Origin of the sequence: Candidatus Contubernalis alkalaceticus, assembly GCF_022558445.1 — a bacterium.
Lineage (GTDB): Bacteria > Bacillota > Dethiobacteria > SKNC01 > SKNC01 > Contubernalis > Contubernalis alkaliaceticus.
The window spans coordinates 1997731-2021540 of record NZ_CP054699.1 but is presented as its reverse complement, the minus strand read 5'-3'; the positions used below and the strand labels follow the sequence as shown (position 1 = coordinate 2021540).

Here is a 23810-nt window from a genome sequence, read left to right as displayed (position 1 = left end):
ATTATAATGAAATTCAACAATTAATAAGAGACTTTCAGTGATTTTGTGTGCAGGTTAATTTTAAATCGTTAGGAGGAAGTATGGTAAAAATAAGCAGACGAAGGTTTATTGAAATTGGTTTTATTTCCACTGTAGGTTTTAGTTTTTTTGGATGTTCTCCTTTTTATGAATTTGTTCAGGAGGAAGAACAGAGGATGCCGGAAAAACCCTCGGTGGAGGGAACAGGGAATGATGTTATTTTAAGTACAGATCTGTATTATCCTAGGTACTGTACCCGCAGGCAGGCAATCAGCGGAGATTTTGACGATTTTTTTGATTTATTGTGTATGTTCGGACTGCATTGTAAGAATGAGATAACTTTGAGAATGGTTGTGCTGGATAGAACGGAAGAACAGGAACATAGACCGGGCAAAGTGTTAGTGGAACGTTTGAACCAGATTACCGGAGCCGGTGTTCCATCAGGCGTTAGCCATACTGCTCTTTTAGAGGGACTTTACAATTCCCCCGGTCCAGCTACTGTTGTTATGGTGGGCAGTTTAACAGATCTGTGGCAGGCATATTTGCAGGATCCGGAACTCTGCCGGTCTAAAATCAAAGAGGTTTGGGTATTTGCCGGGGATGCTCAGGAGAATCCTGAGAGAGGACACAGGGATGGCAGGGACTATCATCCTCAAGGGTTAGAATATAACGTTGCTATGGATCCATATGCTTTTGCCGGTATTATGGCCTCAGAACTTCCCATTGTTTGGATCCCTTGTTATGATGGAGGGCTGGTAGGAAGTCATTCAGATGGTAAGAACATGGTACACGGCAGTTATCATTTATCGCAATATGGGGAACTTCTCAGTGAGGCCAGCCAGCAGGTAGGGGAGTTGTTTGTGGAAGCAAAAAGTTCAGAGCTTTCAGATGGCAGCTTATATGATTGGAATACGCTTCAAAAAAATAAAAGGTCGTTGTTTGGAGTAGGAATTTTTCGGGCCATTCATCGGCCTCAGTTAGATTATCCCTTCCACTTTATTGATACCGGTATTACTGTCAATGATAATGGAACTATTACCATGGGTGGCAGTAAACAGGTTAAATTGTTTGAACGCTCCGATATGCCAGGATTCTACGAAAGAATGACGCAATTGTCAGCTGAGACCATAGGATTTTTCGGTGCAGTTCAATCAAATCCCATTGAATCTCCTGTTAACCGTCTGCCTTGAGCATTATTAATCCCTCAATTTATAGATTGAAAATGGTTCTTTAGTCATATTTAGGCAATATTCGGTAAAATTCTTGACAGTAGATTAAAATTATAGTTATAATAATTTAGTGATAAGGAGGGGAATAATGAAGAAGAAATGGTTAATGATAATCTGTGTTTTAATGGTTACTGTAGTATTGACGGGCTGTGGGGCCAATGATATCAATACTGATGAAGAATTTCACGCATCAGTGGATAAGGCTATTGAACAGTCTTGGAGGGGTGGAGACGTTGATGCTATTTTTGAGGAGCTTTATAATCAGTATTCCAGCCGTTACTCTGTAAATCAGATGGATGATTATTTACAGCAGAGGGTCGAAGAGATAGAAGAAGAATTATTTTCAAAGTTATATGAACTGGATAATAAATCTGAAGCCCTTAAGGTAGAAAGTGAAGATTTACTGGCTCAACTAGAAAATAAAGCTGATTATGATACATACATGACCATTTATGAAACGTTTGAGAAAAAAGCTGAGCGAATGAGTGTTCTTGATGATGAATACCAAAAAACTACAGACCTTTATCGCATGATAGAAATCTTGGAAGAAATAGTAGAACTTCTGCAGGAGATAGTAACCACATTAGAAGAAGCTCTTAAATAAAATCCAGTGGGACAATAACCTTGTCCCACTGGATTTTGATTTTTTATCTGCACCCTTTAGGTGACAGCAATAAATATTCTGTTAAAAAAATGATTTCGGCAAACAACTATCACCAATTTTTCTCAATTCTACTAATTTATAAAATTTTAGAAAAACAAAAAACCACGGAATCTCCGTGGTTACTTTAATCTTATGGCAGGGGTGACAGGGCTCGAACCTGCAACCAACGGTTTTGGAGTTAGATAAGAGGGTATTTGTTAATTATAGTAATGTGCTGAAAAGCCCGGAAGATAGGTCTTTTTTATTTTTAGTGTTGTAAATAATTAGGTTATTTTGTGCATTTTTTAGTTTCTTGTATCCCCAATTTATCCCCAATTATGTTGCCGCCTCTTTTGAGAAAAATACTTCCATTTTGTCAGCCGCTTCTTTATCTGTTCGTTTCAAAGCGTGGGTGTAAATATTAATTGTGGTTGACCTGTCAGAGTGTCCCAGGCGGCTACTTAATGCTACAATGTCCAGGCCTTGTCCAATTAAAAGGGTTGCAGCTGTATGTCTTAAACCGTGGAAATTTAGGTGGGGCAGGTTATGACGTTTTAAGAACTTTGGAAACCAATTTGAAAGGGTGTCGGGGTGCATAGCTTGTCCATTCCAGGTAGTAAAAAGCCTCTCTGAACCCTGCCATATGTCCCCAAGTTTCATTCTTTCTTCGTTTTGGTGGACCTTATATTTCTTCAAGAGGGCCATAACAGAAGCGGGAATTGATATAACTCGTTCAGAAGATTCATTTTTGGGGGACTTTGTAAAACTCCCTTGACCGGGTATATATTGTGCGGCTTGTTTTATGGTGATGGTATTTTCCTCAAAATTAACGTCCTGCCATTCAAGGCCCATTATTTCCCCTCTCCTGCAACCGGAAGCCAAGGCCAGTAATACGGCGCCCCGGTATTTAAAAGGTTCTTCCTCTAGGGTCTTTAATACTTTCGCAGTTGCTTCTTCGTCAAAGTGTCCGGCTTCTTTTTTCTTAACCCTGGGGGCCTTTACCCTTGCCGCAGGGTTTGTCATTACGATCTGCCATTGTACAGCAGTTGTAAGGATAGAGGATATTAAACGGTGATGATGAAGAATAGTTCTCTCTGATAACCCTCCGTTTTCACCTTTTGGCGCAAACAATTTATCTTTCTCCACCCCCAGGGTTTTACTTACGGCCAATGCGGTCCCGTGGGAAACCGGTTTACCATTAAGCACCCTTGTTAGTGTCCTTCTGTCAATGCTTGACTGCTCAGCTAGTTCTTTTAAGTCTATATTATCTTTTATAAGCAATTCCTGTAAATATGGTTGTGCAAGATATTTCCCATTAAGCCTTGTGCCTTCCTTTCTAAGGGTATTATAAAACTCTAATAAGTGCATAGGCTTAATATGTTCAACTTTGTGATGTCCAAGGGCAGGTATTATACGGGTTTCAAGAATATCCTTATATCGGTGAATGGTTTTAGGGGCAAGTTCAATTTCCGCATATTCTTTTAACCATTTTTCGCAAAACTCTTTAAAACTCATTCTTCCGGTCCCGGTGATACCTGCTTCCACTTCAGCCACAAACAAATCCAAAGCCTTTTCAGCTTCTTTCCTGGAAGCACTATCTGACTTTGCATTTGTTTTAATTGTGCGGGTTTTTTTAATCTGTTTTCCCTTGCTGTCAATTCCACAGCTTACGGTCAACCTCCATGAATTTTTACCCCGTTTTTCTATACTCCCGGCCATTTTTTAATACCTCCTTGAATTATTTTGAACGGTAATTTCTCATTCTGTATCTAGCTCCACACAAGGAGCCTTTTGAATATTCATCTCCCGGACAAAACTGCTGCCGTTTATCAGTAACAATAAAGGGAAGGCCACATTCTTTACAAGTTCGGATTCCTTTACCGTTTTTCTCCTGAGATAAAAGGGCAGCGTCCCCGATCATATACCATATAGCTTCTATTAAGGAACGGGAATAAAAAGATTGCATAAAGCGATCCAATTTCTTTCCGCCTAAAAATAATGTGCGCCTAACTCTTTTTGTGTTTTCATCAATTAAGTGACTAACCATTAATATTGCAATCATCTGATATTTATTTTGAGGATTGTCGCTTAAAATTTGGCTCCCAAGTAATATTTCTGGAGTCTGAATAAATGCGTCAGTATATGAAATATTAGGACCTTCGGCAATAACGTGAGCCTTGGTTTTTACTTTTTCAGAAGCCTTTTGTGCTTCAGTTTTTTTTATCTCGGGAGCTCCTTCCCAAAGCATTTTACGAGTTATTTCAACAATTGAGCTATCAATTATTGATTTAATTATTTTTTCGTTCTTGTTTTGCATGGCTTCAATCAAATAAAGAACAAGCTTAACAGTTTTGGCATGACATATAAACCAATCTAGTGGCTCCCCTACCGATAAAAGACTTACCGTTTTTTCATCGTCAAAAGTGAAGTAACCCAAAAAACCATACCTTTTAACGAAATCAACAGCCTGTTCTGCATTGTCAACCTTTGCAAGAGCATTAGGCATGTTAGGAAAATCGAAGGGATAATATTTGGATTCCCATTCTCCTTCCCATAAAATACGATTGTCTTTAATTTTTACAGTATCAGCTTTGGGCTGAGCCCATTTCCATTTTACCAATTCTTGCATATAGTTGTCCTCCTATTGTTACGGTAATTGTTACGCTAATGTTATGTTAAACATCATTGAAATAACACAACAATCAATGCTATACTAATAATAACATAACGAGTTAAAAATATCCATTAAAATTTATGAAAGGATGAAAAAAATGGTTAAGGAAGTTTTGACGGTGAAGGATGCTGCCAGTTATATGCTATCGTCAACGTGGAAGGTTTACATGATGGTAAAAGCCGGGGAGCTGCCTCATTTCCGGGTAGGTGGGAAAATTCTTTTCAGAAAGGAAACCCTGGATCAGTGGATGGCAGAGCAGGAAAAAAAGTCAGTAAATGTTTAAAAACAAAAATCCCGGAGCTGGGGGGCTGGCCGGGGTAAGGAGAAAACTTATGATTTTTCTTATCAATATTTTACCACAAAACAAGTTATATGGCAATTATTGGCCCTCGGTGGGGGTGTAGGGGTTGAGCGGAAGTTTTTTTCCTTTTACAAAAGGACTTGCTGAAAATGAAATCTTTAAGAGAATATCCCCGGCCCACAGGTTATACTTCTTTTTACTCATATCAGAGTTTAACCTCCGGGGGAAATTTTACAAATCAGATTTGGAGGCTGCCGTTACGATTTCAACAAGTTTAGATACCATCAGGAGAGCGAGAAAAGAATTTCAACGGTTGGAATGGGCAAAGGCTAGGCCGGGATTTTTAGAGAAGGGAAAACGGCCAGTAGCAACGACATATTTTGACGTTGCATTCTCACAGGTAGAAAAAGGAGAATTTTTCTCCCCGATACATCGGTACGCATTCGAGGCACTTCTTTACTACATGAGACGCGGGACGATGGGCCATAAAGAATTATTAACGTTCTTTTACGTGTGCTACCTTAGCACCAAATACCGAGAGGATGAAGACTTCTTCATCAGCAAGCGGGAACTATGCGAATTAACAGGATTGCCTGAATCCCCGGCTGCGGTGCTTAAACTTAACGAAGTTAAATTTTTCGGTGATGAATCACTCTTTGTAATAGAAGACGTTTACCACAAAATAAAAATATTAAAACATTGGGGGTTCGTCGATCCAGAGGATAGCGAAAATAACAGAATGCAGGCCGTCAAATACCGGGAAGACATCAGCCGCCGGGTGAGTGTAGCAAAAACACAGGCCGTAAAAAAGCCCCGTAAGAAAAAAGCTGTTATGTAGGCAACGTTATGTATGCAAGGTTATGTAGGCAACGTTATGTATGCAAGGTTATGTATGCAAGGTTATGTATGCAGAAATCAATAGATATCTACCGGGTTTTGCATACTCACTAAATAAGAAGACTTATAAGAGTTAAAAAAGCTATAAGACCCTGCAGCCTGCCGGCTGCGGTGTATCTCTTTTTCTACATCAAGGACCAGGAGGTAAAACAGTGACAAAGTTTATCGAGATTAAATTGAGTGGTAAGGCGGTAATGTATTTGACGGAGAGAGAATTACTTAACGGCCTGGACCCAAACATCTATATTGCGGCAATAAAAAGGGGTAAGGCCTTCTCCCGGTCAAGGAAAATGCGGGAACATCAGCCGAAACTTCCCACAAGGGACAGGCTGTCATTTTAAATTCAATACTATGTTAAAAAGTATGCAACTAGCTAAAGATTTTTTAACAAAGGGGGTTGATAGGTATGCTTACACCTATAAAGTCAATAAGGGCAAAATGTGTTGATTGTAGTGGGGGTAGTTTTGCAGAGGTGCGGGAATGTCCGATTAAAGATTGTGCGCTGTATCCTTACCGTTTCGGTAAGCGACCGGGGACAGTGGAAAAACAAAAAAAGGAGGGAAGATAATGCAGGGTTACGTTAAAGCGTGGAAATCTGATAAGGGTTACGGGTTTCTTGCCGGTCAGGACGGCGATGATTACTTTGTGCACTTCACCAACATAGAGGGGGAAGGTTACCAGGAGCTGTTGGAAGGCCGCGACGTTGAATTTGACATTGAGGAAGTAGAGCAGGGACGGCCAAAAGCGGTTAATGTAAAAATGTTAGAGGAAGGGAGAATCTAATGGCCCCAATACGACGGCCGATGGTCCCATGTTCACAGCCCGGTTGCCCAAACTTAATAATGCCTAATACCGGGGGGAGATGTGAGAAGCACAAAAGAAAACCATGGGACGGACGAACCTGGAAAGATTCCCCTTGGGCCTCACCAGAGGGGCAACGATTACGGCGGCAGGTGTTGCGAGAAGAAAAAGTGTGCCGGTGGTGTGGTTCCCCGGCTAATTCAGTAGACCATATTCTGCCCAGGGCATGGGGCGGAACCCATGACAGAAGCAACCTGCAAGCCTTGTGTTCTGAGTGTAGGAAAAAGAAAGATATCCAGGACGCAGCAGAAGGACGGAGAAGGAGCAGGGGGGTATAGGGACATACATCTCTATAGCCCCTGCGGTGTTCTCGATGTGGCGGGTTGGTGGGTTTCTGTACGAGTCTGGGAATTTTACCCTGGGGGGTATAGGGGGTTAACTCTCTACGCATACACGGCCAAAAACTCATTGTGGCAACTGAACGCGAATCTTTTAAGCGAAGGGGTTTTTAGTCTTTAGCACGATAAAGTAATTAAAAAGAGGGTGATTTTTTGAGAGGCGGTCAAAATAAGAAATCTTCACAGTTGAAAATTTTAGAAGGACGGCCCGTGGGGGATTATTCACCGAAGCCAGCGCCTATATTTCCGGTGAAGCCTCCAAGGGGAATCTTCCCTAAAGAGGCGAAATTTGCCCGGCAGTTGTGGGAAACTTACGGGCCGATGCTGGAACGGTGCGGCATTGTTACCGAGTTGGATATACCTGCCTTTGGGAATCTCTGCATGACTTACGAGACTATTCGACAGAGTGAAGTAAAAATACAAGAGGATGGCCTTTTGATTGAAGGCCGCAAGGGTGAGCCGGTGAAGAATCCTTTAACATCTGTTTTAAACGCAGCAAGGCAGGCGTTCAGACTCCAAGCCCAGGAATTCGGCTTATCTCCTCATTCCAGGGAACGGCTGAACGTGCAGCAGGATCCAGGCAAAGAGGAACCTATGGAAAAATTATTGAGCGGTATAAAAACAAGGGAGTGTTAAAAAATGATAAACTTTTCATATTCACTAATTGAGAGAAGCCCGGGATATGGGGAACGGCTAAAGCAGGTGGAAAAGTTGGAAGCTGAAATTGTTGCCCTGGTGGAGGAATTGGATGCGCTAAAGCCAAAAATTAACGAACTTGAGGATGAATCCGTTGACGCGGAAATTTCATCAATTTGGGATCCCCGGCATAAGCGTAAGGCAGAGGCAGCGGGCAAGGAATTAGCGGCGGCCAAGGATAAACTAAAAACTCTAACTGCTAAAAAAAATAAGTATGAAATGGTTTTTGCAAGGGTAAAGCCAGAAATGGAGATTGAGAGACAACAAGCTATTGAAATAGCGAAGAATGACAGCCGAAAGGATCACGAAAACGCCGTTAAGCGGATAGTCCAGGCAATGCGGGAGTTATCGAAGGCCTTCCAGGAAGAAAGAGTTGTCAGGGAGGCGGTTAGAGACGACATTGGGGTTACGGGCCATATCCTCCCACCAAGCCCCGTTAACGATCCGGGATCAGAATCCGATGTTAATTCAAATTTAAGCATAGCAATAAGGGAGTGGAAACAGTTTGGTTATAAGATATGAGGAACTTTTAACTCAAGAAGTGCCTAATTCTCAGCGGAGCATAGCATGGGAAGCCAAGCGTTTTGTTGAAAAAGATTTACAAATAAAAATTAATATAGTTTTTTTTAGGCAAGCCGATAGCGGGGACCCGGACCGGAAAAGCATTGAAGCGTCCAGACAGATAGCTGGGCGTGCAGAACGTGACGAATTTGGGACGGTGTGGGTCCGGGAAGGTTTGCACTTTTCAGAAACAATTAAAACCATAGCCCACGAAGGCCGCCATATATGGCAATACAATAGAGACATAAATTCAGATGTTGAAAATGACGCCGTAAAATACGAAAAAGAGGTAGCCAGCAGAATTTTAGGTTATAACTTGCCAGCCGCTGAAAAAGTGTTAAAGCGTGAAAAACCACAAAAACCAAAAAAGAGGGAGGAGCCAGAAGGTGTCCCAGTATGCGGGCGGGAACTTTTTGAGATTAGAAGCAAGATTGACAAATACAATTCAAAATTAAGGCGAGCGTTGGGGCTTGATTCTAAAAATGAAATACTTGAAGTTAGAATTTCACCTTAGGAGTGATAAAATGAATGATTATTTAACCAAGTTTGATAAAATAAAAAATTCCGTCGGTCCCTTGGTGGAGAATTTAGGGAAACAAATGGAGGCCGGGGATTCTGAAAAGTTAACGGTAGAGTGCAAAAGGTTTATTAATGAATTGGCGGCGGCAGAAAAAAACTTTTCTATGCTAACACCACCACCAGCCTATAAAAAAATACATTGGTTGTTTGCCAAACTTTTAAAAAGTTATGGACCGTTGGTTAAGCAGCTAAAAAAATATCTTAGGACCGGGGACGGCAATTATTTGTTAACACTCCCCGACCTGCTGCCCGTTGTGGAAGATAGGCTTAATCGGTTTTATGATGAAGTGTTACGGCACAACAGGGAGGGGGTAATTTAATTGTCAGGAATTACGGAATTAATGGTTCGCATTAGTGCGGATGTAAAACAATTTGAGCAGGGCATGGCTGGGTTCCAGAAAAAGATTTACGGCGTAAGGGACACCGTGGCAACAGCAGGAAAATCATTGAGCAAAAACTTTACAGTTCCCGTTCTAGCTGCCGCGGGTGCTGTAGTTGGGCTAATGACCAAATACGGAGCCTATGCGGACGAGCTTTTAGATGCCTCTGCAATCACCGGTCTGTCAACTGATGAAATGCAGAAGTGGAGGAAGATGGCCGTGGATGCAGGGGTTGATGTGGACATTGTGACCAAATCCGTGCAAACGTTTAACAAGCAGCTCGAAAGAGGGAACGAGCTATCCCCTCGTCTGGCAAAAGGGTTTGACACCATGAACATAAGTGTAGAGGACTTTAAAAAGCTAGAGCCGGACGAGCAGATGCGAAAAATAATTGGCACTATGACGGAGCTTGAAGAAGCCGACGCCAGGGCCTTTGCAAACCAAATGGGCATGCCGGACTTGCTACCTATCATTGGGGATTTAGTAGCAGACGGGAGAGACCTTGACCAGATAATGGCCGAAATAGACATACCCTTTAGCACCGAAGATTTAGAGCAAATGAATGAGTTTAGAAAAGAATGGGACAATCTGAAAGAATCTTTATCCCTGCTAATGGGACAGGCTTTACAACCTCTCTTTAAACTATTTAGCGAAAACAGAGAAGCAATACAGGGCAAACTTATGCCAGCCGTGGAAAACTTAGTGCAAATGGTAATAAGCCTGTTTGAATGGTTTGCAGAGCTTAATCCAGAAACACAAAAAATGATAGGCATGGCCGTAGGGTTAGCCGTAGCATTGGGTCCAGTATTAGGCGTTATTGCACTTCTTATAACGGCCATAGGTGCGATTATATCGCCTATTGGGCTGGTAGTAGTGGCGGTAATTGCCCTGGTTGCCGCTGCAATTTACCTGTGGAAAAACTGGGACGAGATTATCACATGGTTGAATAACCTATGGGACACATTCGTCAACTGGATTTTAGAACGGACAGAAAAACTCAGGGAACGTATGCACGAAAACATTGACAAAATCAAACAGTTTTTTGAGACAGGTTTCTCTGATATGGTTCAGACCGCCAAAAACAAGGTAGAAGAAATAAAACAGGCTATCATTCAGCGATTTATTGAGATTGTCGCTTCCGTTGGTATGAAGATTATAGAACTATACACCAACGTAAGAAACCGCTTCACACAGATGCAGACTTCTATCCGCCAGACCATGGAAAACATAAAAACCGCCGCAATAAACGCCTGGACCGCTCTGAAAACTGGCGTTGTAACTAAGGCACAAGAACTTTACACCGAGGCTAGGGCAAAGCTAGAACAAACATGGAACTATATTAAGGGATTGCCTGCCCAGGCTGTCCAGTGGGGCAAAGACATTATACAAGGGTTAATAAACGGCATAAAAAACATGGCGGGGAACTTGGGTGGTGCTATCAAGGGAGTAGCCGAAAACGCCGTAAACGCTGCAAAATCTTTTCTCGGTATCCGCTCCCCCTCAAAAGTATTCGAGGGAATCGGCTTAAACATGGGCGAGGGCATGTCGATAGGACTTGGAAACGCTCAAAGAATGATAGGGCAGTCGATAGAAAAAATGTCCATGGGTGGTATGAACCTGGCTGTCTCAGGCGCAACTTCCGGAGGGGCAACCTCTGGCGGGACACTTTCTGTCCGCCATGAAATAGACTTACGAAACACGCCAGAGGGGTTAAACACTCACGAGCTGAAATCATTCCTTTTCAACATGTTCAATGACCCAGGCTACCAACGAGAAATCGACAGAGCCGTATATAAAAGTTCCGCCAGTAGAAACAGACCGGGAGGGGTCAGATGAACACTGGCAGGCGATAAGATTGACCGCTGAAAAGGTCAGGGCAGCGGTCAATGGGGGGCCATTATAGGCCCTTTTTTTATTTGGCCTACTGTCCTTTATGGTATAATAAAGGAAAAACGGGAGGGCGTTCCTATCCTGAAAATGCAGCGTTATTATACTTTTAACGAGTTGGCGGAAACTATGTTAAGGGGTTACGTGTTCAGAAGTGAACAGTTGAAGCGTTGGGAACAGGAAAGGGAGGATCTAAAATTAAGTCTTATGTATTCTTCCCCGGTGGCCGTGGGTGTGGGCGGCGGTAAACATCGAGAACGACGGAGCGTGTCGGAATCGGCCGTTATGAAGTTTGAAGAAGGCCGCATAAAAGAACTTACTCGAATGGTAGAAGGGGAAAAAAGAGTTTTGGCCCTGATGGACAATGTTTTAAATAAAGCGGATCCACAGGAAAGGGAATTAATAAAACATAGATATATTGACGGCGAAACGGAATATGCGACTTATCAAAAATTAGGAATCACTAGGGACGAATATTTAAGTTTGAAACAGACGGTAAAGAAAAGTATTATTGAACCCCTGGCGGAATCATTCGCGGCATATTTGGGGTATTAGAATCAATTTTAACCACGGTTGCAGCCCCCAGGAGGCCCAGGAAGGGCCTTTTTTTTATTTGGTGATACATTTACCCTTGCTGGCAAGGGATAAACCTCTAGTCATCTATGCCATAAATCCTTATTTGATTACCTTTCAGCTTGTACAAAATTCGTTCATTAAAATATGAGATACTACTTAAACGCTATTATGAAAGTGGAGTTGTCAAATTTGGGTTAGCCCCAAAACTCGTAATTTTTGGATTCGTTAATAAATGGATTCCTTTTGGAAATACTATTTACGGCTCTTATCTACAGGCAGAATAGTGCTCTGCTGGAGAGCAACACGAGCGGCCTGTAGAGTTCTGCCAGGGATAGCCAGGGGAATCGTTTAATAAACCCTGGTTGTCTTCTTTTCTATCCCTGGGAGAACCAAAGCGAAAAAACTCCGGGGGTTCGGGGGCAGAGCCCCTGAATACTGTTTACCCTGCCTGGGATAAGTTTTCCTGATAATAGAGCGAACGCTTGACCAAGGGTGGGTAGCCTCCATTTGTAGTGTAAATTCTTTTTCGGTTGTAGTAGATTTCAATAAATCTAAATATGATGCTTTTGACGGTTTCCATTTTCATGGTTTCAGTTTTAAATTTGTAGATGCTTTCTTTTTTCAGTGTGGCAAAAAAAGACTCCATCCGTGCGTTGTCAAAGCATTTACCTGTGTTGCTCATGCTTTGTATTGCTCCATATCGGGCAAGGGTTTGACGGAAAAGTGTGCTAGTGTATTGACTCCCCCTGTCTGAATGGAAAATCATACCATATGCCTGATGTTTTTTGACACCGGCTGTAAAAGCTTCGACGCAAAGCTCAGCGCGCATGTGATTAGCCATTTTTAGTCCGACAATGCTTCCATCAAAACAGTCCATTACGGCGGCTACATAAAGCTTACCGTCAGCCGTTGGAATTTCTGTAATGTCACTCAGCCATTTTTCATTAGGTGATTCAGCTGTAAAGTCTTGCTGGATCAGGTTTTCACTAGCTTGTGCAGCAAGATCAGCCTTGGTTATCCCCTTGCTGTGACGTTTTTTCTTCAGCATTAGATGGTGTTTTTTACAGAGCGCGAGGATTAGATAATAACTGCCCTTATAGTCCTGAAAAAGTTGTAAATGCAGATATATCCTATACGCTCCATAGTCCGGGTTGTCTGCACGAATTTGAAGAATCTTTGCCAAAAGAGCATCATATTTGTAGGGCCTGGACTGTCTTTTTAACCACTTATAAAATCCGTTTTCACTAACCCCTAATACCTCGCACATGGTCTTTATGCTGTGCTTAGATTTTCCTTGGGTTTTTTCCAGGCATATCCACTTAAACAGTTCTCGTGCAGCTACTTCTTTTGGCTCATTGCGAAAAAAGCCAGGGCTCTTTTCAAAATATCATTGGTTGCTTCAAGTTCCTTGAGTTGTTTTTCTAATGCTCTGATTTCAGCGGTTTTTGGATCTACACGCTTATGACCACTGCCGACAATAGCCATATTTCCATAACGATTTGCATTGCTTCGCCATGTGTAAAGAGTAGTGACTGGAATTCCCAGCTTTTCAGCAGCTACTGTCGGACCTACTTCACCGGACAGCTTAATGGCTTCTTCTTTAAATTCTTTATCATATACTCGCATCTGGACACCTCTTTCTTTTTGGGTTATTATTTCCAGAATTACGAGTTTTGTTACTTAACTAAAATGATACCACTCCAAAGAACCTTTAAAAGAACGTCCGGAAACGGGGGTTATGGAAACATAAAAATTACAAATAATATATTGACATATAACTAGATATAAGTTAATATTAATATATAGTATTAAATAATAAGATAGGAGGTAACACGAATGACCGAGAAAACAGAAGTGTATACGATAGATATGGCAGCAGAGTATTTAAAAGTATCAGCACAAACCATAAGAAAACTAATTGAAACCGAGGAATTACCCGCAAAGAAGATCGGCAGGTTGTGGAGGATTCGGCAGGAGGATTTGCAAGAATTTTTAAAAAGTGAATAAAGGGCATATATCGTAACCGTATTTTTAACCTTGCCATGTAATACGACATAACAGAGCCCGCCGAATTTTGCGGGCTTTCGCCGAAACATGGGGGGAGCAAGCCACAGTTAAAATGCCTGCTGGGGGTGAGCCTGAGAGCTTGTCTAAGGGGTGTTGTGTAACCGTAGGGGGTTAAGGGGCAGGGGGTGCTTGTCCGGTAAGGGCGGCGAAACTTTCTATTGTTTAGGGTGATCAGGTATTAATTGAATAAATTTCTGAGGGGGTGGGTGATGTTAGCTATTGTTTGCGAAATTAAAAAACAGGGAACGCCGGACCGCAAAGACCAGGCAATTCCCTGCCGGAAGGATTTAAGAAAATCCTCTTAATTATTTTATCACAGGTAAAAAATTAAAAAAAGGAGTGCTGAAATGAAAAAGGTATGGTTGACGTTACCGGGAGAAGTTGAAGCCTTAAAAATGGACGGCACGTTATATATTAACTTGTTACATTATCCAGAGGGAGAGGAACCGGAAGTTAATATAAAAGACATTGGAAGCGTTTCAATTAGCGAACTTTAATTTATTAACCTGGCCCCGGTGAATACAGCCGGGGTTGGGTTTTTATTGTGTGGCGGAATCACGGCGGAATAAAAAACCACCACGGCATAGAGGCCCGTTTTACAAGGGGTGGACTTCCGAGGGGATGGAGGTTACATTGTAGCCCCCCTTCTATCCATACTGCAGGAAGCCACAAAGCTCCTGTCAAGGCTAATGGGGGCCTTTAATGGCACCTTTTTTAATTGTTAGTTTGTGGAATGCTTCCGCTGCACTCCGGCGAATCCAGGCCGGGAACCTCTAGTTTAATTCAGTTTAACATAATAACCATTATGATATAATATAAAAAAATGGGAGGAGTTGCATTAAGTTAGTGAACAGAAAAGCTAAAAATAGTAATTCAAGTAAGGAAAATTATGTACGCTACGAATACGAGGATTGCATAGTTGAGATACATGGCCCCAAGCCAGGACCGGAGAGGCTTGAGAAAATTAAGAAAGTGTGTGAGGATATTTGGAAGGATTCAGAAGAAAATGACAGCCACTGAACCCTTATGTAGATCTTTTCATACAGTTTAATTTGAAAATTGTTACAGTAAAACCAAACGGCCTAATAGGCCGTCCTTTTTTGTTTAATGGCAAACTTTGCCTAATAAATGATAGCAGCAAAAAATCAGTTAACTTGTATAAGAAAAATGACAATGCTTAATAGGCAGCATTGTCACAGGGTTTTTTACATGGCCCCTTGCAGGCATTCAAACGTTTTTTTTCTTCACCAAATACAACCAAAAGAAGGTATTTTAACCTATATATAGTATTTAATAAAGATAAATACTTTTCAAAGGAGGTGTTTTTATGGGTCTTTTTGGCGGGAAGGACAAAGAAGATAAAAAACAGGAAGAAATGGAAAAGTTCATGAGAAAGTACAGACTTGCCAATTTAGACGATAATGACTTAGAGGCAGTTAGGGAAATTTCTCAGGAATTTATGGGTTTGGGCCTAATGAAAGCTGGCATGGCTCTTTCTTTAGCTAAAGCCGAAGAACAAGCTAAAGTTGGTTATCTAGCTGCCCTTGTTAAGCAAAACTGGATAATCATAAGAAAACTTGATGAAATTAGCAAAAAGCTAGATAAATAGATTTTTAATATAAAACACAAATAATTATTTTTAACCCCTCACGGGGGTTTTTTATTCCCAAGGAATAGGATGACCTAAAAATTCTTCCAGGCCTTCCCTAGCAACTCTCCACATTTTACCGTCTTTGAAGGCTTTTAGTTCTCCTTTTTTAAGCCATTTATAAACGACCATTTTAGATACTTTTAGCTTTCCAGATAATTCTTCGGGAGTAAATATTCCTTGCATTGGCAACTCCCTTCTTCTTATAAGGAAATATTTTTACGGTAAAACCAGGGCTGGGAGGCCTCTCTCCCCGCTCCGTCAAGTATATTCATACCGTTATACATTCATCCTTAGAACAGGCCAAACTAGAATACAAAATAACCTTTAATCCTGCAGATGCCGTAAAATCACAGAAACAGCATAAAAAAAAATGTCCACACTGGATATAAGTTTATATTGTAGCACTCACGACAGGCTTGAGGCGGGGCGAATTGTTGGGGTTACGGTGGAAGGATACCGACCTCAACAAAAGCACTATAACAGTTAGCCAGGGGCTGGTAAGGGTAAAGGGTAAAGGGCTTCTTTTCCAGGAGCCGAAAACAGGAACTTCCAACAGGCCTATAAATATACCCCAAACGTAGTAAAGAAACTCAAGGCCCACAAATCAAAACAGGCCGAAAAAAAGTTATTTATGGGGCCAGCATATGGATAACGACCTTGTTTTTACTAGAGAGGATGGGAAACCGATTGACTTCAGGGGATTAACAAGGCACTTTGAAAGGGTTTTAAACCGGGCAGGGCTGCCGAAAATATGTTTCCATGACTTGAGAAATACCTATGCTACCCTATCGCTTGAGCAGAGCGTTTCAGGCAGGGCCATTCAAGAAACTTTAGGACATCATGATGCAAGTTTGACAATGAGTGTATATACTCATGTTACGAACAAAATGAAACAGGAGGCCACAGATAAAATCGGGAACCTGTTAACCTCCTGCCTAAATGAATAACCTCTGGATTTGAACCCGCGAACTCTTGAATTCCAGGCCGGCACTTGTGGCCGTGGCCGGCGGGAAACAGCGGGAGAGGCGAAGCGTCCAGGAATCCTCGGTTATGAAGTATGAGGCAAGCAGAATAAAATATTTAACCTCCATGATAGAAGGCGACAAAGAGTTTTGGCGATTGTGGACAGTGTTCTGGACACAGGCGACACCACAGGAAGGGAATTAATAAAACACAGATACATTGACGGTGAAACGGAATACATGACTTATCAGAAAATGAACATCACTAGGGACGAATATCTGGACCTAAAACAGACGGCAAAGAAAAGTGTTATCGAGCCTTTGGCGGAAGCGTTCACGGCATATCTAGGTATTAATATCATACTGAGAGCAACCAGGCGGCTCCATCACAGCGGGCCTTTTTATTGAGTGATACTTTCGCCTTATAAAATATGGCCTTTTTAGCTTTAATATCAAACGAACGGACGAAGTATTTACGAAAGATTTACGAAAGATTTACGAAACATTTACGAAACAAATGGAACGAAGGTATAAACGAATAGACTGAATGTTGGACATTAACAGTTTACTTCCCTTCTAGAAAATGGGTTAGTTCTGATTCAGGTATTCGCCAGCCTTTACCGGCTTTAAGTGCTTTTAACTTTCCTTCTTTAATCCAGCGATAAACTGTTCTAACGTCTACTTTTAATTTTTTTGATACTTCTTGCGGGGTGAAATATTCCTGCACTGTAATCCTCCTTATGCTGTCACTAATGTTAACTAATATACACAAAGGAGGATTATAAAAAATGGTTGTGTGTTCAAAGGACGAAACATTCTTACAGAGGTTTGAAGAATTGGCAAGTATGCGGATTAATGACCTGGGGTTGATGTCGGGAATGAAAAAATATAAAGCTCAGAAAAGGCCATATCAAAATTCTTGAACTAACAGAGGAGGATTATAAAAAATTTCGAGAGCTTTACACAGTGTTGGAAGGTGATGTTATCTCATATGATTTAGAAAAAGCAAAACAGTCTTATCATCAGGGATTAAGGGACGGCTTACAATTAAAGGAATTACTGAAAACTTGAACATATTAAGAAAGCCCGGTAATATGCCGGGTTTTTTCTTTACTATCCCCAATTTATCCCCAATTCGTATATTTTTGATTATTCCCAAAAAAACAAAAAACCACGGAATCTCCGTGGTTACTTTAATCTTATGGCAGGGGTGACAGGGCTCGAACCTGCAACCAACGGTTTTGGAGACCGCTACTCTTCCATTGAGCTACACCCCTGCAAATGCTCGAACTCTATTATAGCGAATTTACGAATAAATGTCAATCCAAGCGAGCTTTTTTTGAAAACTCCGTATTTCTTGCAAAATATGGTGCTTTATAATACAATATTTAAGAGTATTCTTATTATAAAGGGGAGTTTTTTTTGAACAGTTATAAAGTCGGAGTGATTGGCTGTGGGGTGATGGGGACTGCTCTATTAAGTGGCATTATACACAGCAATCTGGTACATCCTACAGATATTATGGTCTGGGATGTGCTTTCCCAAAAGACAGAAGATATAAAGAAGCAGTATAAAGTGGTTGCTGCCTCTCAAATGAAAGATATGTTTGATTTACCCCGAATGATATTTTTAGCAGTGAAGCCGGCAGACATGCCCCAAGTTCTGGACCACATAAGGGATTTCTTGAAAGATGATCATCTAATAATTTCCGTAGCAGCCGGCATCTCCATAGACCAAATAATTAAGGTTGTTGGCACTGACCAAAAGGTAATCAGGCTTATGCCAAATACACCCTGCTTGATTAGCATGGGCATGACCGTTGTTTCACCGGGAAATAATGTAGCTGAAAATGAGCTGAGTTTTGTAATGAAGCTGATGGAGGCTTTGGGGAAAGTGGTTATCCTGGAAGAAAAGCTCATGGATGCTGCTACCGGCTTAAGCGGTAGTGGGCCTGCTTATGTATTTATGTTTGTGGAAGCGTTGGCAGACGGGGGAGTAAAAATGGGACTCCCCAGGGACAAGGCTCTGCTTTTAGCTGCCCAGACCGTCTCAGGTGCTGCTGAAATGGTGATTCAATCAGGGGAACACCCTTCAACCTTAAAGGATAGGGTGGCCTCTCCGGGAGGCACCACTATTGAAGGCATTTATGCCTTAGAAAAGAAATCTTTCCGAGGAACCATAATGAAGGCAGTAGAAGCCGCTGTAAAACGGGCTGGAGAATTGGGGAAAGAAAGGGAAGGGTAGGTAAGAGTGGAAGAGGCATATAGAAAAAGACTAAGAAATGTTAAAAATGTGCTGATTAAGGTAGGAACTTCTACCCTGACTTATCCTAGCGGTAAGTTGAATCTGAACTATATTGAAAGAATAGTTCGGGAACTGGCGGATTTAAAAAACCAGGGGAAGGAAGTTTTGCTGGTATCTTCTGGAGCCATTGGAGCAGGATTGGGCAAGCTGGGTTTTAAAAGAAGGCCTAAGACTACTCCTGAAAAACAGGCTATCGCTGCAGTGGGACAGGGAATGCTGATTCAGGTTTATGAAAAAATATTTTCTGAATACGGTCATACGGTAGCACAGCTTCTTTTAACCCGGGATGACCTGGTGAATAGACAGAGGTACATAAACGCCAGAAACACCCTGATTACTCTGTTGAAGTATGGTGTGGTTCCTATCATTAATGAAAATGATACTGTTTCTGTGGATGAAATTGAGTTTGGAGATAATGACAATCTTTCCGCACTGGTGGCCAGCTTAATAGATGTAGATCTTTTGATCAATCTTTCGGATATTGATGGACTCTATACATCTAATCCTCATACGGATTCTGAAGCCAAGCTGGTAACCTATGTTCCTGAAATTACCGCTGAGATAGAAAATTTAGCCCAGAGTACCTGTGGTTCATTGGGCACCGGTGGGATGAAGGCCAAGCTGCAGGCGGCGAATATTGCAGTGTGCTCTGGTGTACCTATGGTGATTGCCAACGGTCAAAAACCTGGTATTATCCATGACATAATATGTGGTGAAAGAATAGGGACTTTGTTTTTGCCCAAAGAAAAACCCATGCACAGCCGCAAGAGGTGGATTGCTTTTGGGCTTACGGTGCAGGGTACTTTAACTGTCGATTCCGGTGCCAAGATAGCAGTGGTGAGAGATGGAAAAAGTCTTCTGCCCAGTGGAATTAATTATGTTGAAGGAAATTTTGAACGGGGCGAGACGGTCTGTATCGCCGATGAGGATGGCATTGTATTTGCCCGAGGATTGGTAAATTACCCATCCAGTGATTTAATAAAGATTATGGGGTTAAAATCCTCAGAAATTTCGAAAGTATTGAGGGAAAATGGAGTGAGTGAGGTAATACATCGGGATAATTTAGTAATCATATGAGTAGTTGTATCAATCATCAGGAAAGGTAAATTTTATATATAGATAGTTAAAAATATTAAAGGAGTGAGTTACATGTCAGAAGTAAAAACAAAGGCTGCGGAATGCAGGAAAGCTGCCGCCAGGCTGGCCTATACTTCCACCCAGGTAAAGGATAAGGCACTGATTAAGATGGCTGAATACTTAGAAGAGAACGAGAAAGACATTCTAGCTGCCAACAAGATTGACTTAGAAAATCTGGCTAAAAAACCGGGATATACTAAGGCCTTTCATGACCGGTTGGAACTTAATCCAGCCAGGATTAAAGACATGGCTGACGGATTAAGGGATATTCAAAACCTTATGGACCCTATCGGTGAGGTAATTACCATGTGGAAGCGTCCCAATGAACTGCAGATCGGACAGGTGCGGGTTCCTCTAGGAGTGGTAGGGATCATCTACGAGGCCAGGCCCAACGTTACGGTAGATGCTGCTGCACTCTGTGTTAAGGCGGGTAACGCGGTAATCTTAAGGGGCAGTTCTGAGGCTATTGAGTCCAACAAAAAACTGGTGGAGATTTTGAAAAAAGCCTGTATTGAAACGGGCCTTCCTTCCGGTACAATAAACCTTATTGAAGACACAGACAGGGCCGCGGCCAGAGAACTTATGCAGATGAATGGATATGTGGATGTGTTGATTCCCCGGGGAAGCGGTGGCCTGATTAAATCGGTTATCGAAAATGCCACGGTACCGGTAATAGAAACAGGCGAAGGAAACTGCCACACCTATGTGGATAAGGAAACCGATTTGGATATGGCAGTCAGCATTGCTTTTAATGCCAAAACTCACCGTCCAGGAGTCTGTAATGCTATGGAAACCCTTTTGGTTCACTCAGACATAGCTAATGATTATCTGCCTAAAGTATCTAAACTTTTAGAAGATGCCGGTGTAGAAATTAGAGCATGCTCCAAAACCCGGGAAATAATACCCCAGGGGGTTTTGGCAGAGGAAAAGGATTGGGCCACTGAATACCTGGATATGATTTTGGCGGTGAAAGTAGTGGAAAGCATAGATGAAGCCATAGAACACATTAATAAGTACGGCACCAAACACTCTGAAGCCATTGTTACCACCAGTTATTCCCGTTCCCGTAAGTTTTTAAACCAGGTAGATGCGGCGGCAGTATATGTGAATGCATCAACCCGGTTTACCGACGGAGCTGTATTTGGATTGGGAGGCGAAATGGGCATAAGTACACAGAAGCTCCATACCCGAGGGCCCATGGGCCTAAAAGCTTTGACTTCTATTAAATATGTTATTTATGGAGACGGACAAGTTAGATAGTTTTTTATCACCTGATTGTATCTTCAAATAGTAGAAAAACCTTTACATTTTTTTTGTTGTTAGAAAAGTAAGCAGTCTGTTTTTATAGAACGGACTGCTTACTTTTCTATGTTAAAATTTATAATTACAAAAAAATCTGACACTGTTATTATTTGCTTTTTAAATAGAGGTATATGTTGGAAAGTGTAGAAAAAAGCTTTAAGTTATTTTTTTTACTCCATACGGAACAGCAATTTAAACGAAGGGGGTATTTTTCTGTAAATGAAAAGTATGACCTTGCGTCTTCGGACATTAGCTGTACTGGGAAGCCTGCATATTGTATTGGTATTAGTTATATATATGCTGTTTCATACAATTATGATGAACAGCGTTATTCAATTGGAAAAACAATATGTTCAAGAACATATAGAGCGGGCAATACGTTTGATAGAAGAAGAGATTTATTTGATGTCTATGATTGCAGAAGATTGGGCCCCCTGGGACGATACATATCATTTTGTGAATTATCTAAACCAGGACTATATTACCAAAAATGACCCTGCCGCCAGTTTAATAAATCTTCAATCCAATGTAATGGCTATTATTAATACATCAGGAGAAATAGTTTATGCTGTTAACATAGACCTGGTGAGTGGGGAGCAGCTGTCTATTTCCCGGGACTTGAAAAAACAGTTTGAGGACAGCTTACTGGTAAGTAACTTTGATTCGGACTTTTTGGTTCAAGGTATCATTTTAATAGAAGAAGGTATCATGGTAATTGGCTCTCACCCTATTCTTACTAATGATTATCAAGGCCCCTCAAGGGGAAATCTGGTGATGGGCAGATTCCTGGACTCTGAAAGGGTTAGCTTAATTGGGAAAAAAATAAATCTAGATTTATTGCTATTACCGTTGGATCAATTACAAGAGGAAAAGTTTAATTTAATCAGTGAAGATAAACCAATTTTAGTTAAGGAATTAAATAATGATTTTGTTTCCGGACATGCAGTTTTGAAGGATATCTATAATAAGCCTGTTGTTGGGTTGTTAATTAATCTGCCCCGGGATATTTTTAATATTGGTAGGGATGCCATGAAATATATGCTTTATTCTCTCATAGCAGTGGGATTGATTTTTACATTTGGGGCTTTACTATTCTTAGAGAAAAATGTTCTCTCCAGGTTAGTTAGTTTAAGTCAGGCGGTAAGTAAAATAGGTGATGCCAGTACTTCAACAGAAACTCTTCAGTCAGATGAACGCTTTGATGAATTGTCCTTTGTTTCTCATGAAATTAAAAATATGTTGAGCAAATTGCATGACTCACAACAGATAGTTATCGAAAACGAGAAAAGATTTCGTGCCCTTGTAACCAATGTTCCCGGTGCAATTTTTAGAAGGGCTAACTATTCTCATGGTACTATGGAATATATGAGTGATACTATAAAAGAAATATCCGGATATCCAACCTCTGATTTTTTTGATTTCGAAGTCCAAGCTTATCCTCATATCATATATCCGGAGGACAGGATGAGGATAGATCAAGTAATTCAAGAACACCTTTTTTTAAAAAAACCGTATACCGTAAGATATCGAATAAAAGACATTAACGGAGATATTAAGTGGGTTCAAGAAAATGGACAGGGGGTTTTTGATAAGGGTGGAAAGCTGCAGTATATTGATGGTATCATTATAGATATCAATGATTCTAAACAGGCGGAAGAAAAAATTCGATACATGAGTTTTCATGACTGTCTTACGGGGCTTTACAACCGAGCTTATCTGGAACAGGAGATGCAAAGGCTGGATACAAAACGACAACTGCCCATCAGTATAATTATGGGTGATTTAAATGGTCTAAAGCTGGTAAATGATACCTATGGACACTGTGTAGGGGATGAGATGTTGGTTAGCACTGCCGAAATTTTAAAAAAAACCTGTCGTGAAGAAGATATTGTTGCCCGCTGGAGCGGTGATGAATTTGTTATCCTCCTGCCTCAAACAACAAAAGAGGAAGCAAGTTTAATGTGTAAAAGAATTAACAATTTATGTAGTAATACTTATGTAAGAAAATTACCCTTCTCTATAGCTTTAGGGGTTGCCAGCAAGAAAAGTATGGGAAAGGATCTTGTCGAGACAATAAAAGAGGCTGAAGATAATATGTATAAACATAAGCTGGCTGAAAGCCGCAGTACCAAGAGTGCAGTTTTGAATGCTTTACTTAAAACATTGGAAGAAAAAAGCTGTGAAACAGAGGAACATGCCCGGCGTATGCAGGAAATAGCCATGAAGATTGGGGAGAAAATTAATCTTCCCGAAACAGAATTAGATAGGTTAACACTTTTAGTTTACCTTCACGACATAGGAAAAATTACTGTTCCGGAGGAAATATTAATAAAAAAGAAAAAATTAACAGAAAGAGAATGGGAACATATAAAAAAACATCCGGAAACAGGTTACCGAATAGCCCGGTCTATGGAGGAATTTGCCCATGTAGCAGAAGATATCCTTTCCCATCATGAACACTGGGATGGTTCGGGATATCCCCAAGGCTTAAAGGGAAAAGAGATTCCTTTATTGGCTCGTATTGCATCTATAGCGGATGCTTATGAGGTTATGACCCATGGGCGGCCGTATAAGGAACCCATTTCTCAACAGGAAGTTATTGCAGAATTAAAAAGGTGTGCTGGCACTCATTTTGATCCGGACCTGGTGGAGATTTTAGTTTCTTATATTGAAGAGAGAAAGAATGAAAATGTTTTTAGAAAAAGATAAAGAGATAATGTTTATATATTTTATTATTTTTTCTTTAA

General features: G+C 41.1%; 30 protein-coding genes, 1 tRNA gene and 2 pseudogenes. 26 read left to right on the top strand and 7 right to left on the bottom strand.

Going from position 1 to position 23810, the window contains the following annotated elements; translation table 11 throughout:
• The first annotated feature begins 80 nt into the window (after positions 1-80).
• Together HUE98_RS10090 and HUE98_RS10085 are read left to right on the top strand one after the other, a co-directional pair.
• The gene (locus HUE98_RS10090; protein ID WP_241420530.1) at positions 81-1208 is read left to right on the top strand and encodes a hypothetical protein; all 1128 of its coding nucleotides are present in this window, start codon (positions 81-83) and stop codon (positions 1206-1208) included.
• 127 nt (positions 1209-1335) lie between these two features.
• On the top strand, positions 1336-1851 hold the full coding sequence (locus HUE98_RS10085) for a hypothetical protein (protein WP_241420529.1): 516 nt from the start codon (positions 1336-1338) through the stop codon (positions 1849-1851).
• Between the two features lie 375 nt (positions 1852-2226).
• Here HUE98_RS10085 and HUE98_RS10080 read toward each other — a convergent pair whose 3' ends face one another.
• Both HUE98_RS10080 and HUE98_RS10075 read right to left on the bottom strand, forming a co-directional pair.
• Positions 2227-3609, bottom strand: coding sequence for a tyrosine-type recombinase/integrase (locus HUE98_RS10080; protein WP_241420528.1), 1383 nt, complete (start codon positions 3607-3609; stop codon positions 2227-2229).
• A 19-nt stretch (positions 3610-3628) separates the two neighbouring features.
• The gene (locus HUE98_RS10075; protein WP_241420527.1) at positions 3629-4519 is read right to left on the bottom strand and encodes a hypothetical protein; all 891 of its coding nucleotides are present in this window, start codon (positions 4517-4519) and stop codon (positions 3629-3631) included.
• Between the two features lie 142 nt (positions 4520-4661).
• On the opposite strand from HUE98_RS10075, the gene HUE98_RS10070 reads away from it, so the two are divergent.
• From HUE98_RS10070 to HUE98_RS10010, 13 genes are all read left to right on the top strand, one after another.
• Positions 4662-4847 (top strand): excisionase family DNA-binding protein, encoded by a 186-nt coding sequence (locus HUE98_RS10070; RefSeq protein WP_241420526.1) that lies wholly within the window; start codon positions 4662-4664, stop codon positions 4845-4847.
• 124 nt (positions 4848-4971) lie between these two features.
• Complete coding sequence (locus HUE98_RS10065) at positions 4972-5703, top strand: hypothetical protein (RefSeq protein ID WP_241420525.1); 732 nt, start codon at positions 4972-4974, stop codon at positions 5701-5703.
• Between the two features lie 211 nt (positions 5704-5914).
• Complete coding sequence (locus HUE98_RS10060) at positions 5915-6103, top strand: hypothetical protein (protein WP_241420524.1); 189 nt, start codon at positions 5915-5917, stop codon at positions 6101-6103.
• A 65-nt stretch (positions 6104-6168) separates the two neighbouring features.
• Positions 6169-6330: a hypothetical protein gene (locus HUE98_RS10055; RefSeq protein WP_241420523.1), complete on the top strand. Its 162-nt coding sequence runs from the start codon at positions 6169-6171 to the stop codon at positions 6328-6330.
• Positions 6327-6545: a cold-shock protein gene (locus tag HUE98_RS10050; RefSeq protein ID WP_241423538.1), complete on the top strand. Its 219-nt coding sequence runs from the start codon at positions 6327-6329 to the stop codon at positions 6543-6545. The genes HUE98_RS10055 and HUE98_RS10050 overlap by 4 nt, the downstream gene beginning before the upstream one ends.
• 81 nt (positions 6546-6626) lie before the next feature.
• Entirely contained in the window at positions 6627-6770 is a 144-nt protein-coding gene (locus HUE98_RS10045; protein WP_241423602.1) for a hypothetical protein, read from the top strand.
• Positions 6716-6901, top strand: coding sequence for an HNH endonuclease (locus tag HUE98_RS10040; RefSeq protein ID WP_241423537.1), 186 nt, complete (start codon positions 6716-6718; stop codon positions 6899-6901). The genes HUE98_RS10045 and HUE98_RS10040 overlap by 55 nt, the downstream gene beginning before the upstream one ends.
• Before the next feature lie 213 nt (positions 6902-7114).
• On the top strand, positions 7115-7597 hold the full coding sequence (locus tag HUE98_RS10035) for a phage terminase small subunit P27 family (RefSeq protein ID WP_241420522.1): 483 nt from the start codon (positions 7115-7117) through the stop codon (positions 7595-7597).
• Positions 7598-7600: 3 nt separating this feature from the next.
• A complete protein-coding gene (locus tag HUE98_RS10030; protein WP_241420521.1) occupies positions 7601-8179 on the top strand; it encodes a hypothetical protein in 579 nt (192 codons plus the stop codon).
• Entirely contained in the window at positions 8163-8732 is a 570-nt protein-coding gene (locus HUE98_RS10025; protein ID WP_241420520.1) for a hypothetical protein, read from the top strand. Before HUE98_RS10030 ends, HUE98_RS10025 begins: the two co-directional genes overlap by 17 nt.
• Positions 8733-8742: 10 nt before the next feature.
• Positions 8743-9117 (top strand): hypothetical protein, encoded by a 375-nt coding sequence (locus HUE98_RS10020; RefSeq protein ID WP_241420519.1) that lies wholly within the window; start codon positions 8743-8745, stop codon positions 9115-9117.
• Positions 9118-11013, top strand: coding sequence for a phage tail protein (locus HUE98_RS10015; RefSeq protein WP_241420518.1), 1896 nt, complete (start codon positions 9118-9120; stop codon positions 11011-11013).
• Between the two features lie 141 nt (positions 11014-11154).
• Entirely contained in the window at positions 11155-11619 is a 465-nt protein-coding gene (locus HUE98_RS10010) for a hypothetical protein (protein WP_241420517.1), read from the top strand.
• Positions 11620-12079: 460 nt separating this feature from the next.
• Here HUE98_RS10010 and HUE98_RS10005 read toward each other — a convergent pair whose 3' ends face one another.
• Both HUE98_RS10005 and HUE98_RS10000 read right to left on the bottom strand, forming a co-directional pair.
• Entirely contained in the window at positions 12080-12949 is an 870-nt protein-coding gene (locus tag HUE98_RS10005) for an IS3 family transposase (RefSeq protein WP_407080286.1), read from the bottom strand.
• Between the two features lie 29 nt (positions 12950-12978).
• Positions 12979-13266 carry a transposase gene (locus tag HUE98_RS10000; protein ID WP_241420515.1) on the bottom strand — a complete coding sequence of 96 codons (288 nt, stop codon included), beginning with the start codon at positions 13264-13266 and terminating at the stop codon, positions 12979-12981.
• A 210-nt stretch (positions 13267-13476) separates the two neighbouring features.
• Here HUE98_RS10000 and HUE98_RS09995 point away from each other — a divergent pair, with 210 nt between their 5' ends.
• From HUE98_RS09995 to HUE98_RS09980, 4 genes are all read left to right on the top strand, one after another.
• The gene (locus tag HUE98_RS09995) at positions 13477-13647 is read left to right on the top strand and encodes a helix-turn-helix domain-containing protein (RefSeq protein ID WP_241420514.1); all 171 of its coding nucleotides are present in this window, start codon (positions 13477-13479) and stop codon (positions 13645-13647) included.
• Between the two features lie 407 nt (positions 13648-14054).
• Entirely contained in the window at positions 14055-14204 is a 150-nt protein-coding gene (locus tag HUE98_RS09990) for a hypothetical protein (protein WP_241420513.1), read from the top strand.
• Between the two features lie 349 nt (positions 14205-14553).
• On the top strand, positions 14554-14727 hold the full coding sequence (locus HUE98_RS09985; RefSeq protein WP_241420512.1) for a hypothetical protein: 174 nt from the start codon (positions 14554-14556) through the stop codon (positions 14725-14727).
• Between the two features lie 307 nt (positions 14728-15034).
• Positions 15035-15316, top strand: a complete 282-nt coding sequence (locus HUE98_RS09980) for a hypothetical protein (protein ID WP_241420511.1) — start codon at positions 15035-15037, stop codon at positions 15314-15316.
• A 51-nt stretch (positions 15317-15367) separates the two neighbouring features.
• Here the strand turns inward: HUE98_RS09980 and HUE98_RS09975 are convergent, their stop codons facing one another.
• Positions 15368-15541 (bottom strand): helix-turn-helix domain-containing protein, encoded by a 174-nt coding sequence (locus tag HUE98_RS09975; RefSeq protein ID WP_241420510.1) that lies wholly within the window; start codon positions 15539-15541, stop codon positions 15368-15370.
• Positions 15542-15753: 212 nt separating this feature from the next.
• Here HUE98_RS09975 and HUE98_RS09970 point away from each other — a divergent pair.
• A pseudogene (locus HUE98_RS09970) lies at positions 15754-16305 on the top strand (site-specific integrase).
• 165 nt (positions 16306-16470) lie between these two features.
• The gene (locus HUE98_RS09965; RefSeq protein WP_241420509.1) at positions 16471-16728 is read left to right on the top strand and encodes a hypothetical protein; all 258 of its coding nucleotides are present in this window, start codon (positions 16471-16473) and stop codon (positions 16726-16728) included.
• A gap of 160 nt (positions 16729-16888) precedes the next feature.
• Here the strand turns inward: HUE98_RS09965 and HUE98_RS09960 are convergent.
• Positions 16889-17047 (bottom strand): annotated as a pseudogene (locus tag HUE98_RS09960) (helix-turn-helix domain-containing protein); the annotation flags it as partial.
• 61 nt (positions 17048-17108) lie between these two features.
• Between HUE98_RS09960 and HUE98_RS17655 the strand changes: the two are divergent.
• Positions 17109-17243: a hypothetical protein gene (locus tag HUE98_RS17655; protein WP_277623663.1), complete on the top strand. Its 135-nt coding sequence runs from the start codon at positions 17109-17111 to the stop codon at positions 17241-17243.
• Between the two features lie 279 nt (positions 17244-17522).
• Here HUE98_RS17655 and HUE98_RS09955 read toward each other — a convergent pair.
• Positions 17523-17597: transfer RNA gene (locus HUE98_RS09955), tRNA-Trp, on the bottom strand.
• 145 nt (positions 17598-17742) lie between these two features.
• Between HUE98_RS09955 and proC the strand changes: the two genes are divergently transcribed.
• The 4 genes from proC (at position 17743) to HUE98_RS09935 (ending at position 23772) form a co-directional block, all read left to right on the top strand.
• Positions 17743-18564, top strand: a complete 822-nt coding sequence (gene proC / locus HUE98_RS09950) for a pyrroline-5-carboxylate reductase (RefSeq protein ID WP_241420507.1) — start codon at positions 17743-17745, stop codon at positions 18562-18564.
• A gap of 6 nt (positions 18565-18570) precedes the next feature.
• On the top strand, positions 18571-19701 hold the full coding sequence (gene proB, locus HUE98_RS09945; protein WP_241420506.1) for a glutamate 5-kinase: 1131 nt from the start codon (positions 18571-18573) through the stop codon (positions 19699-19701).
• 72 nt (positions 19702-19773) lie between these two features.
• Positions 19774-21021 carry a glutamate-5-semialdehyde dehydrogenase gene (locus tag HUE98_RS09940; RefSeq protein ID WP_241420505.1) on the top strand — a complete coding sequence of 416 codons (1248 nt, stop codon included), beginning with the start codon at positions 19774-19776 and terminating at the stop codon, positions 21019-21021.
• 261 nt (positions 21022-21282) lie between these two features.
• Positions 21283-23772 (top strand): HD domain-containing phosphohydrolase, encoded by a 2490-nt coding sequence (locus HUE98_RS09935; protein WP_241420504.1) that lies wholly within the window; start codon positions 21283-21285, stop codon positions 23770-23772.
• The last annotated feature ends 38 nt before the right edge of the window (positions 23773-23810 follow it).